The following is a 17,189-nucleotide window of genomic DNA, read 5'->3' as shown; positions in this document are numbered from 1 at the left end:
CCAATTTACATGGATAGTCCGCCATCAATCGCAATGACTTGTCCTGTCATATATTCTTGTCCTGCAAGAAAAGCCGCAACCTCCGCAACTTCTTCTGGCTGACCAAATCGTTTCATCGGAATCTGTCCTGTCATCGTTTCTTTGATTTTGTCTGACAAAACAGCTGTCATATCGGACTCGATAAAGCCTGGTGCAATCACATTCACACGAACATTACGACCTGCTACTTCACGTGCTAAAGACTTAGAAAAACCAATCAAGCCTGCCTTAGAAGCCGCATAGTTAGCCTGCCCAGCATTTCCAATAAGGCCAACAACACTAGAAATATTAATAATTGCACCCTCACGCGCCTTGGTCATGGGTTTTAAAACTGCCTGTGACATATTGAAAGCACCTGTCAAGTTGATTTTGAGAACTGACTCAAAATCTTCTTCTGACATACGTAAAAGCATCCCATCCTTGGTGATACCGGCATTGTTGACCAAAATATCCACTGATCCTAGTGCTTGGGTAGCTTCTTCTACCATGCGCTTAGCATCTTCGCTAGAAGAAATATCTCCTGAGATCCCCGCCACTTTGACACCATAGTCTGCAAATTTCGCCAGCAAGTCTTCTGACAAAGCAGAGCGACCATTCAGCACTACATTGGCACCGAGACTGGCAAATTTATGAGCAATGGCAAGCCCAATTCCACGACTAGATCCTGTTACAAATACATTTTTATTCTTAATTTCCATTCCATTCTCCCAAAAGATTTTCAAAGCTTGCCACATCTTCAACAGAGACAACTGGCACTGTTTTATCTATTTTTTTGATAAAACCAGACAAAACTTTCCCTGGTCCAATTTCGATAAATCTTTCTACGCCTAGCTCTGTCAAACAAGCAATAGACTCATAAAAACGAACTGGCTCCATGACCTGACGTGCCAACAAGCCCGCAATCTGGTCTTTTTCCATGATCTGTGCTTCCGTATTTCCAACCAGTGGCACTTGAAAGTCTGCAAAGTCAATCGAAGCCAATTCAGTTGCCAATTGTTGACTGGCTGGTTTTAACAAGGCTGTGTGAAAGGGACCAGAGACATTGAGAGGGATGAGGCGTTTACAGCCTGCTTCTTTCAATAATTCTACAGCCTTATCCACAGCCTCCACTTCTCCACCGATAACGATTTGAGCTGGTGTATTGTAGTTTGCTGGAGCAACTAGACCTACCGCCGATGCTTCTCGGCAAACTTCTTCAATCAAAGCGGCATCGGTATTCAGCACTGCAATCATTTTCCCACTACCAATAGGCGCAGCCTCCTCCATGAAGACACCCCGCATAGCAACCAGTTTCAAAGCGATCTCAAAATCCAAAGCACCCGCTGCCACTAAAGCCGAGTATTCCCCCAAGGAAAGGCCAGCTACTGCACCAGGCGCAATTCCATGCTCCAAAAGTAGGCGATAAATCGCTACCGAAGTCGTCAAAATAGCTGGTTGCGTATAGCGTGTCTGGTTCAACTTATTTTCATCTTGGTCAATCAAGCTACGAACATCGTATCCTAGAATTTGACTTGCCTGGTTAAAAGTTTCCTGGACAAGAGCAAAGCGGTCATACAAATCCCGCGCCATGCCCAAACCTTGTGCACCTTGACCAGCAAATAAAAAAGCTGTTTTTGTCATCTTACTCTCCAACTGATGCCCAGCGAGCAGCTTCTTGACGAATGACCTCGGCAGCACCTTCGTAAATATCTTTCAAAATTTCTTCACAAGTTTCTTCAGCCTTGACCAAACCAGCAATCTGTCCCGCCATAACTGAACCGTTCTCCACATCCCCATCTACAACAGCATTGCGAAGGGCACCAGCTCCTAGAACTTCAATGTCCTCTGCTGTTTTTTCCCCACGAAGGAAATCTTTTTCAGCCGCTGAGTAGGCTGTGGATAATTTGTTCTTCAAGGCACGAACAGGATGACCGACAATAGAAGCTGAAATAACAGTGTCAATATCCCTAGCCTTCAAAATTTTCGCCTTAAAGTTAGGATGAGCATTGGATTCTTTGGCAACGACAAAGCGAGTACCGACTTGAACGGCCTCAGCACCCAACATAAAACCAGCCGCCGCACCACGTCCGTCAGCAATACCTCCTGCTGCAATGACAGGAATCGAAACGGCATCTACCACTTGACGTACCAAAGTCATGGTCGTCAATTTTCCGATATGACCACCTGCCTCCATTCCTTCTGCAATGACCGCATCTGCACCTAGTTTTTCCATACGCTTGGCCAAGGCAACACTTGGTACAACTGGAATAACTGTAATCCCTGCTGCATGGAAACGTTCCACGTACTTCCCAGGATTTCCAGCGCCTGTTGTTACCACCTTGACACCTTCTTCAATCACCAAATCTACAATGTCATCAGCAAACGGAGAAAGTAGCATGATATTTACACCAAAGGGCTTATCTGTAATGGATTTCACCTTATCAATATTGGCTTTCACAACTTCTTTAGGAGCGTTTCCCCCACCAATAATCCCTAAGCCACCTGCATTTGAGACTGCACCTGCCAAGTCTCCATCTGCTACCCATGCCATTCCTCCTTGGAAAATTGGGTATTTGATTTGTAGTAATTCTGTAATCCTTGTTTGCATGTCATCCTCATTTCATTTGCTTAGATAATCCTTTGAAGTTCAAAACATTACCTAAACAAGAGGGAGGCATCTCCCTCCACTCATCTCTTTGATACTTTGATAAACAAAAGTTTTGAAGATCAAAGTATTTTGCCCAATAAAATGCTATATTAATAGCATTTTAAACTTATTTTGTTTGCTCTTCAACGTAAGCAACCAAATCTGCAACTGTGTTCAAACCGTCTTCTGACTCGATTTGGATATCAAATGCATCTTCGATTTCTGAGATAACTTGGAACAAATCCAATGAATCTGCGTCCAAATCTTCAAAAGTTGTTGACAATTGAACTTCTTCAGTTTCCTTACCAAGTTCTTCTACGATGATTGCTTGTACTTTTTCAAATACTGACATGTTTCTGTCTCCTTTTTATATAAAATATTTTTTAATAACTGTAAAACAGTTCATTAACTAAAGTTTGAGTAGGATGGCGCCCCATGTGAGACCTCCGCCAAATCCACTTAAAAGTAGAGTTTGGCCACCATCCAATTGTAAAGTTCCATTCTCTACTAATTCAGACAGTAGAATCGGAATGGAGGCTGCACTGGTATTGCCATAACGATGAAGGTTGGTCGGAAATTTTTGACGATCCACTCCAAGCTTTTTAGCAATTTTTTCCAGAATACGAACATTGGCCTGATGAAGTAGGAAATAATCTACTTGACTTGTCTCTACTTCTTCTTGGTCCAATAACTGAGCAATGGTTTTAGGGAGATCACGAGTAGCAAAATCGAAAATCATCCGTCCCTCCATTTTCAGATAAGCGCTCCCCTCCTTTCCTTCTGAGAAGGGGGAAGTGAGCGATGATGTCCCAGAAGTCAACCCCTGGCCTCTAGCACCATCTGCACGAAGAAATTCGCCTAAAAAATGCTTTTCTTGACTTGCTTCAAGAAGCACACCACCAGCCCCATCACCGAAAAGAACAGCTGTTGACCGGTCAGACCAGTCCACTGTTTTAGACAAGACCTCTGCTCCAATCACCATGCCTTTTTTGTAGGCACCCGACGCAATCAGCTTATCTGCCATTGAAAGGGCAAATACAAAGCCTGAACAAGCTGCTGACACATCTAGGGCAAAGGCATTATGAGCACATATATTTGCTTGCACCAGGGCAGCCGTTGAAGGCATCTGGCTATCTGGGCTAATAGTCGCTACGAGAATAAAATCTACCGCATCTGCAGATAAACCACTTTTAGCAAGGAGTGATTCTGCTACCTTGGTTGCCAAATCACTGGTTTGCTCTGTTTTTACAATCCGACGCTCCTCAATCCCTGTCCGACTCACAATCCAGTCGTGACTGGTATCCATGATTTGCGCCAAATCATTATTGGTTACAATCTGCTCAGGCAGATAATGTGCAACCTGACTAACTTTTGCATAAGTCATTACTTCAAATCCTCTAAGAAATCGTAAAGATTACGCAACCCTCTTTTCATAGCCTGAAGCTCTATCTCGCTCATACCACTGGTAATCTTCTTCACCATTTCGTTATGAAAACGCTGGTGGAGACGATAAACCAAGCGGCCTTTTTTTGTGAGATAGAGGTGAACAACTCTTCGGTCCTTTGTCGAACGAACTCGCTCAATATAGCCTTTTCGCTCAAGATTATTCAGACTAGTCGTAACCGTCCCTAATGTCACCATTAAAGCACGGGATACATCACTTGGTGTCGCATCTTTCTTGTCTCCAATCACATCTAAGGTATGGACTTCTTTGATTGACACATCGTTAAAACGACTACTACGAAGGGTTGCTTCTTCTATGATTAAGACATTGTTAAAGACTGATGTTAGGTAATCATTAATCTTTTGGTCTTCCAAAATAAGCACCTCCTGTATTTTTGCAAACAAAGTATACATCAATACCGTTTGATTGTCAAACTTTTTTATCTATCTAATTATTAGTTTCCTTTGAATTGTGGGCGGCGTCTTTCAGAATGAGCTCGAACGCCTTCTTTAAAGTCTTCCATAAAGGCTAATTCTTTCTGTAAAGACAACTCCAAATTCTTGTAGGCTTCCCACTCTTCAAATTGACTCTTCCAAACCATTTCCTTAATAGCTCGGTAAGAATTTACAGAACCTCGTAATAATTTTTTGACGGTCTGCGCCACTGTTTTATCAATTTTTTCAGAGTCAACTACCTTGTAGACCAGGCCATACTCTTGCGCTTTTTCTGCTGATAAGCTCTCACCTGTCATGGCTAACTGACTAGCACGGTTGGCGCCAATAGCCCTTGTCAAAAGGAATAAACCACCCGCATCCGGAGCCAAACCAACGCCAACAAAAGCTTGAATAAACTTGGTTTTCAGAGAAGAAATGACAAAATCTGCCGCAACCGCCATATTAGCAGCCGCACCAGCAACTGCACCATCTGTCACCATTAACACTACTTTCGGCAGTTTTTTAATGGCAAAGGAAATATCGTTGACCAACTCTGCGATCTGGACCAATGAAGAAATATCATCCTCATCCACAGCTCGCTTCATTTCTACCAAATCCCCACCAACCGAAAAAATAGGTCCATTGGCCTGAATTTGCAAAATAGAAACTGCTGGATCCTCCTCTACCAAGGATAAGGCACTTAAAATTTCTTGACACATAGGAATGTTAAAGCCGTTTGAAACCGCAGGTCGGTTCAAGGTTAGAACAGCAACTTTATCCAGTACCTTGTATTTAATCGTTGAAAATTCCATCTCTCCTCCTTAGTTTGAATGTTAAAACATTTGAAAATCAAATTTTAATTATTGTAACATAGTTTTTTGAAAATTTATACAAAACTTTTCATGAATTTATGTGACATCGGATGAAATTCCTTAGGTATCGAAAAAAACGCTAGCCTTTGACTAACGTTTTCTAGCGATTTCTTCAACTACTTCGCTCAAACTTGAAAAGAGACGATCCGCCTGACTTTGGTCAAGTCCCATTTGTTTATCTTCAATAGCCCAAATTTCCAAACCTGCACTCACAGCTGCCTGAATTCCTTTGGTCGAATCTTCAATAACCAAGACTTCCTCAGCAGGATACCCTAAATATGCCTGAGCTTTTTGATAAACTGCTGGATGAGGCTTGCAAGCAATACAATCCGTTCCAGAGAATACTTTTTTAAAATATGGAGCAATTTCTGCATCTTCAATAGCTTTCTGCACATCACTCTTGTCTGTATTCGAACCAATGACCAGTTCAAGCCCCATATCTACTAATGTTTGTAAACTCTTCTTGGTGTCTGGAAAAACCAATTCTTTATAGGGCGCCGGATGCTCTTCCTTATAAGCTGCATATTCTTGACTTAGCTGGTCAATATCCCAGTTAACAATATCCTCTCGTAAAATCAATTCCCAAACTTGACTGGCTCTACCTCCCACAAACGTTGAAGGCGCGAGGTGTTCAATAGAAATCCCTTTGCTAGCTAGAAAATCTTTCCGTCTCTGATAATAAAAAGTCTCCGTATCAAATAAAACACCATCCATATCAAAAATAATGCCCTTGTAAACCATTGTAATCCTCCAGCAAATTTTCACTAATCCTTTCTTATTTTACCACAAAATAGGCTATAACTATAGCTTTTAATAGATTTCTAATATCACTAGAAGCTTTAGGGTCTACTGACAAGCCCCCCATATTTTGCTATAATAGTAAAAAGTTAGAAGGAGCCCTTATGAAAGTTATAAAATTTGGTGGTAGTTCACTCGCTTCCGCTGCTCAAGTCAAAAAAGTTTTTTCAATCGTCCAAGCTGACCCCGAACGTCGTTTCGTGGTGGTATCGGCTCCAGGAAAACGCGAGGTGTCCGACACAAAGGTTACAGACGCCCTTATTAAATACTACAAAGAATACATTGATGGTAAAGACGTTACCGCTAGTCAGGAATGGATTGTCAAGCGTTACCAAGATATGGTAGACGAACTTGGTTTCCAAGCCAAATCCATCAAAAAAATTGCGCAAGATATTGAAGCACTCGCCAGTCTTCCAATTGAAGACAATGAATTTCTTTACGATGCTTTCTTGGCTGCCGGGGAAAATAATAATGCTCGCTTAATCGCAGAATACTTTACTCACTCAGGACTCCCTGCTCGCTATATCCACCCTAAAGAAGCAGGTTTGATTGTTAGTTCTGAACCTGGAAATGCACGTATTTTGCCTTCTAGTTATGACCGGATTGAATCCTTGCGAGACGCTGAGGAGGTCCTCATCATCCCTGGTTTCTTCGGCGTGACAGTAGATAACCAAATTTGTACCTTCTCTCGTGGCGGATCAGACATTACTGGCTCAATCATTGCGGCCGGTGTCAAGGCAGATCTCTACGAAAACTTCACCGATGTTGACGGTATCTTTGCTGCCCATCCTGGGATTATCCACAATCCGCATTCTATCGAGGAATTAACTTACCGTGAAATGCGAGAATTGGCTTATGCTGGCTTCTCTGTTCTGCATGACGAAGCACTCTTGCCTGCCTACCGTGGTAAAATCCCTTTGGTCATCAAAAACACGAATAATCCTGACCACCCAGGTACTCGAATTGTTCTAAACCACACCAAGGAAGCTCAACCAGTTGTTGGAATTGCGGCTGACGACGATTTTGTCAGCATTAACATTTCCAAATACCTCATGAACCGTGAAGTTGGTTTTGGTCGTAAAGTTTTACAAGTTCTAGAAGATCTCAATATTCGTTGGGAGCACATGCCAACAGGAATCGATGACCTGTCAATCGTCCTTCGTGGTCGCGAACTCACTCCCATCAAGGAAGAAGAAATTCTCCGCCAATTGAACCACAAGTTGGAAGTAGATAAGGCAGAAATTGAACGCGACCTTTCGATCATCATGATTGTAGGGGAAAAAATGAAGAGTCATATCGGTGTTGCTGCTACTGCGACACGTGCTCTTTCTGAAAAACAGGTCAACTTGGCCATGATTTCACAAGGTGCCAGCGAGGTTTCTGTTATGTTCGTTGTAAAAACTAGCGAACGTGACACAGCCCTCATAGCTCTCTACGAAGCCTTCTTCAATGAAAAATAATGAATGAAAGTTTGAAGACTTGTCTGCCACCAGCTAGGCTGGTGGTTTTCTTATTTCTTCTTCCAGAAAAACTGGCTCGAAGCCATAATAAAAAGCAACAGATTCGATGCCGTTGCTTTTTGTCTTATTTGAGCTATATAGACCTCAAATTTTTCTTATTTTTCAAATCGTTTGATACCATCCAGATAAGTCGCTTTGAGGTGACCTTGGTCATCAACTAGAATAAAGTCTGCTGCACATCCAGTAGCAATTTGTCCACAGATATGGTCGATACCTACAGATTTTGCAGGCGCAAGCGATGCCATACGAAGGGCGTCAGGCAAGTCAACCAAGCCCCATTTCACCACATTTTCAACGGCTTGAATCAACTCTAAAATAGAACCTGCTAGGCTACCAGAATCTTTCAACCGTGCCGTTCCATCTTTCACAATAACCTCAAATTCACCAAGGCGAGACATGCCTTCACCTTGACCGCCAGCCCGCATGCAGTCTGTAATCAGAACGGTTTCTTCCGCACCACGCGCTTTAACAACAATATCTGCTGCTGCTGGATGAACATGGTGACCGTCACAGATCACTTCCGCAAAAACATTATCCAAGTCCAAGGCAGCACCAACCATACCAGGCTCACGGTGATGAAGACCACTCATGCCATTATAGACATGGACAAAGATATTTGCACCTGCCTCTACAGCTGCCTTAGCCTGATCAAAAGTAGCGTCACTATGAGCAAGAGCTGTGCGAATTTCCTTACTATTAGCAAATTCGATAAATTCCTTGACCCCTTGACGCTCAGGAGCAATGGCAATTTTATTGACCAGTCCCTTAGACAGACTATGCCACTTGTCCAAGCGTTCAATCACTGGATCACTCATGTATTTTGGATTTTGTGCGCCCTTGTATTTCTCCGTGAAGAATGGTCCCTCCAAGAAAATACCTTGAATTTTAGCACCTTTTTCTTCACCAGCATGAAGGCCAATCGTTTCACAAACTGCATCCAAATTCTCGGTTGAATCTGTCAATGTCGTAGGTAACCAAGAAGTAACCCCACATGATAACAATCCTTCTGAAATGACCTTGATCCCCTCAAAATCATTGTCCATCACATCGTGAGAAGCATATCCATGAATGTGAGTATCTACCAAACCTGGTGCTAAGATATAATCGCTGTAATCTTCTATTTGCCCTTCTGGTTTTTCAAGTAAAATGTCACCAAAGAGACCATCTTCTGTCACTTCAAGATAAGCATTGTCTACTTCCTTATCTGCTAAGACAAGGGTTTTCGCATGAATATATCGAGACATTTCTTCCTCCTTTTTGGTCTATACCGATATTTTTCTTCATTATACGCCTGATAAGCTAGCTTGTCAAGTCAGAAAAAGGAGCTGGGCAAGATCCTCACGCGGACATTATCCTCGTGGACGTCTTTCCCACTCCCTCTTTTACTATTCATACCTTCTAGGAATGCGGTCTGATAGAAGACAAACCACTTCGTAGTTAATGGTATCAATGTGATCTGCCCAGTCTTGGACTGAAATCTCTTTGTCCCCATCCTGACCAATCAGAGTTACTTTAGTACCGATAGCATAGGCTCGGGGTAAACTCAGAGTCATTTGATCCATAGACACACGACCCACAATCAGACAAAACTGACCATCCACCAAGACTTTGAAGCCCTGCATTTTTCGAATAAAGCCATCCGCATAGCCAATCGGAACAGTCCCGATCCATTCTCCTTCGGAAGCGGTGTAAGTTCCACCATAACCCACCTTAGCACCTGCCTCCACCTGCTTAACATGGACTAATTCCGATGTCAGCGATAAAGCTGGTTGGATAGAGTAAGGCATGTCTAAGACACGACCACTTGGATTTAAGCCATAAAGAACATCTCCTAGACGCACCGCATTAAATACGGTATCTGAATGCCAAATACTCGTTGCGGAATTACTAGCATGCACTAATGCAGGACAAGTTTCTAGGCTACCTAGTAGCTCTTTGAAAAAGTCTAACTGTTGATTGAACTGCTCTTGGTTCACTTCATCAGCTGTCGCAAAATGAGTAAAAATCCCTTCAACAAGGGCACCATTCTCAAGTAAGAGTGCTTGCGCACTTTCCAGCTCTGCCTTTTTACGAAAACCAATCCGTCCCATGCCACTATCCACTTTCAAATGGACCTGCAAATTTGATACGTTGCTAGATGTAATTGCCAATTCCACCCATTCAAGACTGGCCACAGCTAAGGTAATATGAAACTGCTGCGCTAACGAAACCGCTGATACTGGGACAACTCCTAAGACAAGAATAGGCTCTTCAAAACCAGCTTGCCGCAATTCAAGTGCTTCATCCATGTTCGAAACACAAAATCCATCCACTAAGGTTGCCAATGTTCTAGCAACCTCTTGTACACCGTGACCATAGGCATTGGCCTTGACAACCGCGAAACCCTTGGTATCTTCCGACAAATGCCCCATAACCTGTCTAAAATTACCTTCTATGGCATCTAAATCTACACTTGCCAAAGTCGGTCTGTGTATGCTAGCTTTCATTTTCTTCCTCCAAAATCAAACTGGCCTGTACAAAATTTCCTGAATGGCTGATACTAAGCCATATTCTTCCAGAAAAGGGAGAGCGATTGATATAGGGAGCACCTTTTTCATCGTTTAGAATTTCAATATCTTGAAATCCTAGAGTTCCAATCCCCGTTCCCCAAGCCTTTGAAAAAGCTTCTTTAGCCGCCCACCGTCCTGCTAAATACTCCATTTTTCGTTTACCAGTCAGTGTTTCAAATCGAACTAATTCTTGTATCGTCAATACTTTTTCAGCAAACCGAGGACGTCTCAGATAGGCCTCTTCAATAGCAGAAATTTCCTGCAAATCTATTCCATGTCCAACTATCATGTTATCTCAAAAGGGACTGGGTGTGATTTTACTCACGCCACCAGCCCCTCATTCCTTTGTTTATTGTAAACCAGCACGTCCGTGACAGTTTTTGAATTTTTTACCAGAGCCACATGGACATGGATCATTGCGATCTACACCGTCAAAACTTGGTGTAGAAGCCTCTTGAGCTTGTCCAGGGATAATATTTTTCACTGCAGTAGTGTGTGCTTCTTGACTTGCACGTTCACGTTCAATGTTATCATGAATTTGTGCCTTCATCATCAGACGTGTCACATCAAATTCAATGGCACCAATCATGTCATTAAACATTGAAAATGCCTCTGATTGATACTCAACAACCGGATTGTTTTGTGCATAACCACGAAGGCTAACTGCATTACGCAATTGATCAAGGGCATCAATATGATCTGTCCACTTGCTATCTACCACACGGAGAATAAGCACTTTTTGGAACTCACGAATACGCTCTTCTTCGCGTAATTTTGCAACCTGGCTATTATAGACTTCAACCGCACGATCAAAGAGATAAGCCTTGATTTGGTCATCGGTTTTATCCGCTAGGTCTGCGCGGCTAATTGAATCTTCCGCTACCAAGTTTACTTGAGCAAATTTAAGAATCGCATCGATAGCTTCATCACGTTTGCTTGCCTTATGACCGTCCACTTGACGATTGATCGTACGTTTGATCATGCTCTTAATTTCAGGCGCCAAGTTACGTTCAGCTGTAATCACATCATGGCGTTGGCTGTAGATGATTTCACGTTGCTCACGCATAACATCATCATATTGAAGAATTTGTTTACGTGAATCGTAGTTGTTTCCTTCAACACGCTTTTGAGCACCTTCAACTTGGCGTGTCAACATACCAGACTTGATAACAGACTCTTCTTCTGAAAGATTCATGCGTTCCATAAAGGCCTTGATACGCTCTGAACCAAAGCGTTTCATCAAATCATCTTCCAATGACAGGTAGAATTGTGACTCACCTGGGTCACCTTGACGACCTGAACGTCCACGAAGCTGATTATCAATACGGCGACTTTCATGGCGCTCTGTACCAATGACACAGAGACCTCCCAATTCGCGAACACCAGGGCCCAACTTGATATCGGTACCACGACCAGCCATATTGGTTGCAATAGTGACTGCACCACGTTGACCAGCATTCATAATGATTTGCGCTTCACGGAAGTGGTTTTTCGCATTGAGCACTTCATGAGGAACACCAGCTGCTACCAAACGTTTTGACAAGAGGTCTGACGTTTCAACGGCTACAGTACCAACCAAGACAGGTTGACCTTTTTCATAACGCGCCTTCACATCTGCCACAACTGCATTGAACTTGTATTCCAAACTTGGGTAAAGCAAATCTTCATGGTCAATACGAGCTATTGGTTTGTTAGTCGGGATTTGTACAACGCGAATGTTGTAAATTTCACGGAATTCTTCTTCTTCTGTTTTACCAGTACCCGTCATCCCTGCCAATTTCTTGTACATACGGAAGAGGTTTTGGTAGGTCACAGAAGCGCTTGTTTTTGATTCATTTTGAACAGGGACACCTTCTTTAGCCTCGATAGCTTGGTGAAGACCATCTGAATAACGACGGCCTTCCATGGTACGACCTGTAAATGGATCAATGATCATGACTTCTTGCTCTTCATTCACCAAATAATCAATATCATAAATCATGATATAGTTGGCACGAAGGGCATTGTCAATAAAGTGCGTCAAGGCAACATTTTCAATATCATAAAGGTTTTCCAAGCGGAAGAATTTCTCAGCCTTATCAATACCTGAATCTGACAAACCAATTGCTTTTGACGAAACATCGATAATATAGTCATCTTCACTCAATGACTTCACAAAATTGTCTGCCATGAAGTAAAGCTGGTTTGTTTCAGAGTTTGTTGCGCCTGATACGATAAGTGGGGTCCGAGCTTCATCAATCAAAACAGAGTCAACTTCATCGACTAAGGCATAATTGAGTGGGCGTTGCACCATATCTTCTGCACGAACAACCATATTATCACGCAAGTAGTCAAAACCAATCTCTGAGTTGGTTGAATAAGTGATATCACAGTTGTAAGCTTCACGTTTTTCAAAAGATGATTTCGCTGCCAAGTTGATTCCGACTGACAAGCCTAACCATGAGTACAATTCACCCATTTCTGTCGCGTCACGTGTTGCAAGGTATTCATTGACAGTGACAACGTGTACCCCTTGACCAGCAAGGGCGTTGAGGTAAACTGGCATGGTCGCAGTCAAAGTTTTTCCTTCACCAGTACGCATTTCAGGTACGTCACCATGGTGGAGGACAATACCACCCATGATTTGGACTGGATAAGGATAGAGACCGAGTACACGCTTTGAAGCTTCACGAACAACCGCAAAAGCCTCGTAAAGAAGGTCATCGAGACTTTCTCCTTTTTGGTAGCGTTCCTTAAATTCGGCAGTTTTTGCTTGCAAAGCTTCGTCTGACAATGCAGCCATTTGATCAGCATAAGCGATAACCTTATCTGCCATTTTTTCTAATTTTTTCAACTCTCCCTTGTCATTTTCTACAAGAGAACGTAGGATATTTTTTTCCATTTCATACTTCCTAATTTTATTTCAGTTCAATACCCTATTTTACCACAATGATAGGTTTTTTTCAAGGAAGTAAGCGGATTTGCTAGGCATGACTCGCAATCATTTCCAATTGACCATCAAAGCTCCATTGCTCAATGGTAGCAGGTAAAATAAAGTGCTGACCTTTTGAAAGAGGATAGGTTTGACCATCAACTGTCAAACTTCCCTGACCATCCAACACACTGATCAGAGTATAGGCAGCTGTTTTTTCCATGTCTACTAGTCCTGATACTTGCCATTTGTAAACTGTGAAAAAGGCATTGCTGACAAAGGTCGTTGCTCGGAGATTACCCACAACAAGAGTGTCAGGATAAGAATTGGCAACTGGACCAATGGTCATGACATCAATGGATTGCTGAATGTGTAAGTCACGAAGATTGCCTGCATCATCACGGCGATCAAAATCATAAACACGGTAAGTGGTATCACTAGACTGCTGCGTTTCTAAAATCATAATTCCCTTACCAATGGCGTGCATGGTGCCACTTGGGACATAGAAGAAATCCCCCGCCTTAACCGGTACACGCGTTAGTAACTCATCCCAGTTTTTATCCTCAATCATTTGAGCCAATTCCTCGCGTGAACGAGCATTGTGCCCATAAATAATCTCCGCACCTTCCTCGGCAGATAAAATATACCAACACTCTGTCTTACCTAATTCACCTTCATGTTCCATACCATAGGCATCATCTGGATGAACCTGTACACTGAGCCAATCATCTGCGTCTAAGATTTTAGTCAAGAGCGGAAAAACAAGCTCTTCTGGATTGCCAAAAAGTTGTGGCTCACTGGCATAGAGTTCGTCTAACTTACGACCAGCAAATTCTCCTTTTTCCACCAAAGAAACACCGTTTGGATGAGCTGAAATTGCCCAGTATTCTCCTACCTTATCACTTGGTAAATCATAGCCAAATTCTGTTGCTAAACGATTTCCGCCCCAGATTTTTTCCTGTAGAACTGATTTTAAAAACAATGGTTGCGCCATCACATTCTCCTTTTTCATGACATTTTCTTATTGTCATCATACCAAAAAGCCTATTTTTCGTAAATGAAAAGCCAGTCTTTTAGACCAGCTTCTATTATTTGTTGAATTTATTCTGAAATTTGTTTGGCAAGTGCAAAGTTTCCAAGCGTTGCAGAGCCATTTTCAGGAACAGCAGGAGTGACAATATACTCTGTCACATCTGGTGTTGGCAAGTAGCCATTCATAAGAACAGTAAATTTCTCACGAACACGACGGAGCATATGTTCTTGCCCCATAACACCACCACCGAAAACAATAACTTTCGGACGGTATAGAAGGGTTGCTTGAACAGCGGCTTGAGCAATGTAGTAAGCCTGCACATCCCAGACATCTGAGTTTTGTTCGATCAATTCACCACGGATACCTGTACGAGCTTCAAGAGATGGACCTGCTGCCAAACCCTCCAAACAGCCATTATGGAAAGGACATACTCCATGAAATTCACGTGCTTGGTCTTGTGGGTGCAAGGCAACGTAGGTATGCCCAGCTTCTGTGTGCCCCAAGCCTCCGATGAATTCACCATTTTGAATAGCACCCGCACCGATACCAGTACCGATGGTGTAGTAAACCAAACTCTTCACACCCTTACGGACAATAGTCTCACCAAAGGCAGATGAGTTTACGTCCGTTGTAAAGTAAAAAGGAATCTTGAATTCTTTCGCAATCAAACCCAACAAGTCAACATTTGCCCAGTGTGGCTTTGGCGTTGTTGTTACATAACCATAGGTTGATGAATTTTGGTCAATATCAATCGGACCAAATGAACCAATCGCAATCCCTGCCAGACGGTCTTCGTAACGTTTGAAAAATTCTACTGTGCGTTCAATCGTTTCATAAGGAGTTGTCGTTGGAAATTGTGTCTTTTCGACAACCTGAAAATTCTCATCACCCACTGCACAAACAAATTTTGTCCCACCAGCTTCCAGACTTCCGTATAATTTTGTCATAATCGACCTCGTTAGTTTTTATTTTTCTCTATTATATCATAGATAACTAGTCTGTAAAACAGAAGAAAAAGGCTTTCGCCCCTTCCTTTTTAAGAATTTCTTCTCTTTATTTTACAACTTTAATAAAGTCAGCTCCGTGTGCAACAGTTCCTGAAGCAAGACCGTCAACACTTGTGAAGTCAGCTGTATTTGTCACGATAATCATCGTCATGGCATCCAAGCCAGCTTCTGCAATTTTAGCTGCATCAAATTTCGCGATTGGAGTACCTGCGGCAACCTTGTCACCTGCGGCAACCAATTTCTTAAAACCGTTACCGTTCATAGAAACAGTATCGATACCGATGTGGATTAAGAGTTCTGCACCTGAAGCAGTTTTCAAACCGTACGCATGACCTGTTTCAAAAGCGATTGTTACTTCAGCATCTGCTGGTGCATACACGACACCTTCATATGGTTTCACTGCCAAACCTTTCCCCATAGCACCTGATGAGAATACTGGATCATTTACATTTTCAAGGGCAACAACTTCGCCTGACAATGGAGAAACTAGTGTTTCTTCAGCAAGTGTCGCAACTGGAGCAACAGCTGGTGTTGCTGGCTTTTCGTCAACTTTTACTTCATCTTCATAACCAAATAAATAAGTCAATACAAAACCAAGAACAAATGATACAGCCACCATAAAAAGGTATTTAAGAAGTTGACCATTCCCTACATAAAGAGTCATACCAGGAATGATCGTAACTCCCATACCAGTACCAGCAAGACCTAGAATAGAAGCAAAGGCACCACCGATAGCACCTGCAATCAATGAAAGCACAAATGGTTTACGGTAACGCAAGTTGACACCGAAGATAGCTGGTTCAGTAATTCCAAGGAATGCTGAAAGAGCTGCTGGGAAAGCAAGAGCTTTTAATTTAGGATTTTTTGTTTTAACACCAACCGCTACTGTTGCAGCACCTTGCGCTGTCATAGCCGCTGTGATGATTGCGTTGAATGGGTTGGCACCAGTTGCCACTAATTGCGCTTCCAAGAAGTTGAAGATATGGTGAACACCAGATACAACGATAACTTGGTGAACTCCACCAATAAGCAATCCACCTAAGCCAAATGGTAAATGCAGAATTGCTTGTGTACCTGCCAAGATATAGTTTTCAACAACGTGGAATACTGGTCCAATGAAGAACAAACCAAGGATTGACATAACAAACAACGTAATAAACGGTGTCAACAAGAGGTCTAATACTTCTGGAACAACTTTTCGAACAGCTTTTTCAAACTTAGCCCCGATAACACCGATGATGAAGGCTGGAAGAACTGAACCTTGTAAACCAACAACAGGGATAAAGCCGAAGAAAATCGTTGGGGTAACATCACCACCTGAAGCAACTACCCATGCATTTGGTAATTGTCCCGCAATTAACATCATCCCTAGCACAATACCAATCGTTTGATTCCCACCGAATACACGGAAGGTTGACCATACCACCAAGGCTGGAAGAACGATAAAGGCTGTATCTGTCAAGATTTGACTATAAACATTTAAATCTTCTGGAAGGGTGTAACCTACCGCTGCCAAGAGACCACGAAGACCCATGAAAAGACCAGTCGCTACGATAGCTGGGATGATTGGAACGAATACATCACCAAAAGTACGTACAGCACGTTGGAACCAGTTTCCTTGCTTAGCAGCTTCTGCTTTCATTTCATCTTTAGATGAAGTTGGCAAGCCGAGTGATACGACCTCATCATAAATTTTATTAACAGTACCAGTACCAAAAATAATTTGGTATTGACCTGAGTTAAAGAAAGCACCTTGTACTTTTTCGATGTTTTCAACAACATCTTTATCGATGATAGTCTCATCTTTTACCATGACACGGAGGCGAGTCGCACAGTGAGCTACGCTGCGTACGTTTTCCACGCCACCAATTGCGTCAATGACCTGTTTTGCAATTTCAGTGTTTGAAGCCATTTTGCAAAATTCTCCTTTAAATATTTTATATCTCTTGAAAGTGT

General features: G+C 42.5%; 16 protein-coding genes. 1 reads left to right on the top strand and 15 read right to left on the bottom strand.

Annotated elements, in window-relative coordinates:
• Positions 1–5 precede the first annotated feature (5 nt).
• The 8 genes from fabG to ACHUFA_RS00590 all read right to left on the bottom strand — a co-directional run bounded on the left by fabG (position 6) and on the right by ACHUFA_RS00590 (position 6,156).
• Positions 6–737 (bottom strand): 3-oxoacyl-[acyl-carrier-protein] reductase, encoded by a 732-nt coding sequence (gene fabG, locus ACHUFA_RS00625; protein WP_222347101.1) that lies wholly within the window; start codon positions 735–737, stop codon positions 6–8.
• Positions 727–1,659 carry an ACP S-malonyltransferase gene (fabD, locus tag ACHUFA_RS00620; protein ID WP_394404618.1) on the bottom strand — a complete coding sequence of 311 codons (933 nt, stop codon included), beginning with the start codon at positions 1,657–1,659 and terminating at the stop codon, positions 727–729. The genes fabG and fabD overlap by 11 nt, the downstream gene beginning before the upstream one ends.
• A gap of 1 nt (position 1,660) precedes the next feature.
• Entirely contained in the window at positions 1,661–2,626 is a 966-nt protein-coding gene (gene fabK, locus ACHUFA_RS00615; RefSeq protein ID WP_394404617.1) for an enoyl-[acyl-carrier-protein] reductase FabK, read from the bottom strand.
• A 166-nt stretch (positions 2,627–2,792) separates the two neighbouring features.
• On the bottom strand, positions 2,793–3,017 hold the full coding sequence (locus ACHUFA_RS00610; RefSeq protein ID WP_222347104.1) for an acyl carrier protein: 225 nt from the start codon (positions 3,015–3,017) through the stop codon (positions 2,793–2,795).
• A gap of 57 nt (positions 3,018–3,074) precedes the next feature.
• A complete protein-coding gene (locus ACHUFA_RS00605; RefSeq protein ID WP_394404616.1) occupies positions 3,075–4,049 on the bottom strand; it encodes a beta-ketoacyl-ACP synthase III in 975 nt (324 codons plus the stop codon).
• Positions 4,049–4,522 (bottom strand): fatty acid biosynthesis transcriptional regulator FabT, encoded by a 474-nt coding sequence (gene fabT / locus ACHUFA_RS00600; RefSeq protein WP_394404782.1) that lies wholly within the window; start codon positions 4,520–4,522, stop codon positions 4,049–4,051. Before fabT ends, ACHUFA_RS00605 begins: the two co-directional genes overlap by 1 nt.
• A gap of 41 nt (positions 4,523–4,563) precedes the next feature.
• Positions 4,564–5,355 carry an enoyl-CoA hydratase gene (locus ACHUFA_RS00595; RefSeq protein ID WP_222347107.1) on the bottom strand — a complete coding sequence of 264 codons (792 nt, stop codon included), beginning with the start codon at positions 5,353–5,355 and terminating at the stop codon, positions 4,564–4,566.
• Between the two features lie 150 nt (positions 5,356–5,505).
• The gene (locus ACHUFA_RS00590) at positions 5,506–6,156 is read right to left on the bottom strand and encodes an HAD family hydrolase (protein WP_222347108.1); all 651 of its coding nucleotides are present in this window, start codon (positions 6,154–6,156) and stop codon (positions 5,506–5,508) included.
• 161 nt (positions 6,157–6,317) lie between these two features.
• Here ACHUFA_RS00590 and ACHUFA_RS00585 point away from each other — a divergent pair, with 161 nt between their 5' ends.
• A complete protein-coding gene (locus ACHUFA_RS00585; protein ID WP_394404615.1) occupies positions 6,318–7,673 on the top strand; it encodes an aspartate kinase in 1,356 nt (451 codons plus the stop codon).
• Positions 7,674–7,828: 155 nt separating this feature from the next.
• Here ACHUFA_RS00585 and nagA read toward each other — a convergent pair whose 3' ends face one another.
• The 7 genes from nagA to ACHUFA_RS00550 all read right to left on the bottom strand — a co-directional run bounded on the left by nagA (position 7,829) and on the right by ACHUFA_RS00550 (position 17,145).
• Entirely contained in the window at positions 7,829–8,977 is a 1,149-nt protein-coding gene (nagA, locus tag ACHUFA_RS00580; RefSeq protein WP_394404613.1) for an N-acetylglucosamine-6-phosphate deacetylase, read from the bottom strand.
• Between the two features lie 141 nt (positions 8,978–9,118).
• The gene (gene alr, locus ACHUFA_RS00575; RefSeq protein WP_394404612.1) at positions 9,119–10,219 is read right to left on the bottom strand and encodes an alanine racemase; all 1,101 of its coding nucleotides are present in this window, start codon (positions 10,217–10,219) and stop codon (positions 9,119–9,121) included.
• Complete coding sequence (gene acpS / locus ACHUFA_RS00570; RefSeq protein WP_222347112.1) at positions 10,209–10,571, bottom strand: holo-ACP synthase; 363 nt, start codon at positions 10,569–10,571, stop codon at positions 10,209–10,211. Before acpS ends, alr begins: the two co-directional genes overlap by 11 nt.
• A 60-nt stretch (positions 10,572–10,631) precedes the next feature.
• Complete coding sequence (gene secA / locus ACHUFA_RS00565) at positions 10,632–13,163, bottom strand: preprotein translocase subunit SecA (RefSeq protein ID WP_222347113.1); 2,532 nt, start codon at positions 13,161–13,163, stop codon at positions 10,632–10,634.
• Between the two features lie 82 nt (positions 13,164–13,245).
• Positions 13,246–14,187, bottom strand: a complete 942-nt coding sequence (gene manA, locus ACHUFA_RS00560) for a mannose-6-phosphate isomerase, class I (RefSeq protein ID WP_222347114.1) — start codon at positions 14,185–14,187, stop codon at positions 13,246–13,248.
• A gap of 107 nt (positions 14,188–14,294) precedes the next feature.
• Entirely contained in the window at positions 14,295–15,173 is an 879-nt protein-coding gene (scrK, locus tag ACHUFA_RS00555) for a fructokinase ScrK (RefSeq protein ID WP_394404611.1), read from the bottom strand.
• A gap of 106 nt (positions 15,174–15,279) precedes the next feature.
• Positions 15,280–17,145: a sucrose-specific PTS transporter subunit IIBC gene (locus ACHUFA_RS00550; RefSeq protein ID WP_394404610.1), complete on the bottom strand. Its 1,866-nt coding sequence runs from the start codon at positions 17,143–17,145 to the stop codon at positions 15,280–15,282.
• Positions 17,146–17,189: the final 44 nt, after the last annotated feature.

It is taken from the genome of Streptococcus hepaticus, assembly GCF_043656315.1.
Lineage (GTDB): Bacteria > Bacillota > Bacilli > Lactobacillales > Streptococcaceae > Streptococcus > Streptococcus hepaticus.
This window is presented reverse-complemented; position numbering and strand designations above follow the sequence as displayed.

Excerpts from the sequence above, each read along its gene's own strand:
- fabG (WP_222347101.1), bottom strand. The coding sequence starts at position 737 with ATGGAAATTAAGAATAAAAATGTATTTGTAACAGGATCTAGTCGTGGA.
- fabD (WP_394404618.1), bottom strand. The coding sequence starts at position 1,659 with ATGACAAAAACAGCTTTTTTATTTGCTGGTCAAGGTGCACAAGGTTTG.
- fabK (WP_394404617.1), bottom strand. The coding sequence starts at position 2,626 with ATGCAAACAAGGATTACAGAATTACTACAAATCAAATACCCAATTTTC.
- ACHUFA_RS00610 (WP_222347104.1), bottom strand. The coding sequence starts at position 3,017 with ATGTCAGTATTTGAAAAAGTACAAGCAATCATCGTAGAAGAACTTGGT.
- ACHUFA_RS00605 (WP_394404616.1), bottom strand. The coding sequence starts at position 4,049 with ATGACTTATGCAAAAGTTAGTCAGGTTGCACATTATCTGCCTGAGCAG.
- fabT (WP_394404782.1), bottom strand. The coding sequence starts at position 4,522 with ATGTATACTTTGTTTGCAAAAATACAGGAGGTGCTTATTTTGGAAGAC.
- ACHUFA_RS00595 (WP_222347107.1), bottom strand. The coding sequence starts at position 5,355 with ATGGAATTTTCAACGATTAAATACAAGGTACTGGATAAAGTTGCTGTT.
- ACHUFA_RS00590 (WP_222347108.1), bottom strand. The coding sequence starts at position 6,156 with ATGGTTTACAAGGGCATTATTTTTGATATGGATGGTGTTTTATTTGAT.
- ACHUFA_RS00585 (WP_394404615.1), top strand. The coding sequence starts at position 6,318 with ATGAAAGTTATAAAATTTGGTGGTAGTTCACTCGCTTCCGCTGCTCAA.
- nagA (WP_394404613.1), bottom strand. The coding sequence starts at position 8,977 with ATGTCTCGATATATTCATGCGAAAACCCTTGTCTTAGCAGATAAGGAA.
- alr (WP_394404612.1), bottom strand. The coding sequence starts at position 10,219 with ATGAAAGCTAGCATACACAGACCGACTTTGGCAAGTGTAGATTTAGAT.
- acpS (WP_222347112.1), bottom strand. The coding sequence starts at position 10,571 with ATGATAGTTGGACATGGAATAGATTTGCAGGAAATTTCTGCTATTGAA.
- secA (WP_222347113.1), bottom strand. The coding sequence starts at position 13,163 with ATGGAAAAAAATATCCTACGTTCTCTTGTAGAAAATGACAAGGGAGAG.
- manA (WP_222347114.1), bottom strand. The coding sequence starts at position 14,187 with ATGGCGCAACCATTGTTTTTAAAATCAGTTCTACAGGAAAAAATCTGG.
- scrK (WP_394404611.1), bottom strand. The coding sequence starts at position 15,173 with ATGACAAAATTATACGGAAGTCTGGAAGCTGGTGGGACAAAATTTGTT.
- ACHUFA_RS00550 (WP_394404610.1), bottom strand. The coding sequence starts at position 17,145 with ATGGCTTCAAACACTGAAATTGCAAAACAGGTCATTGACGCAATTGGT.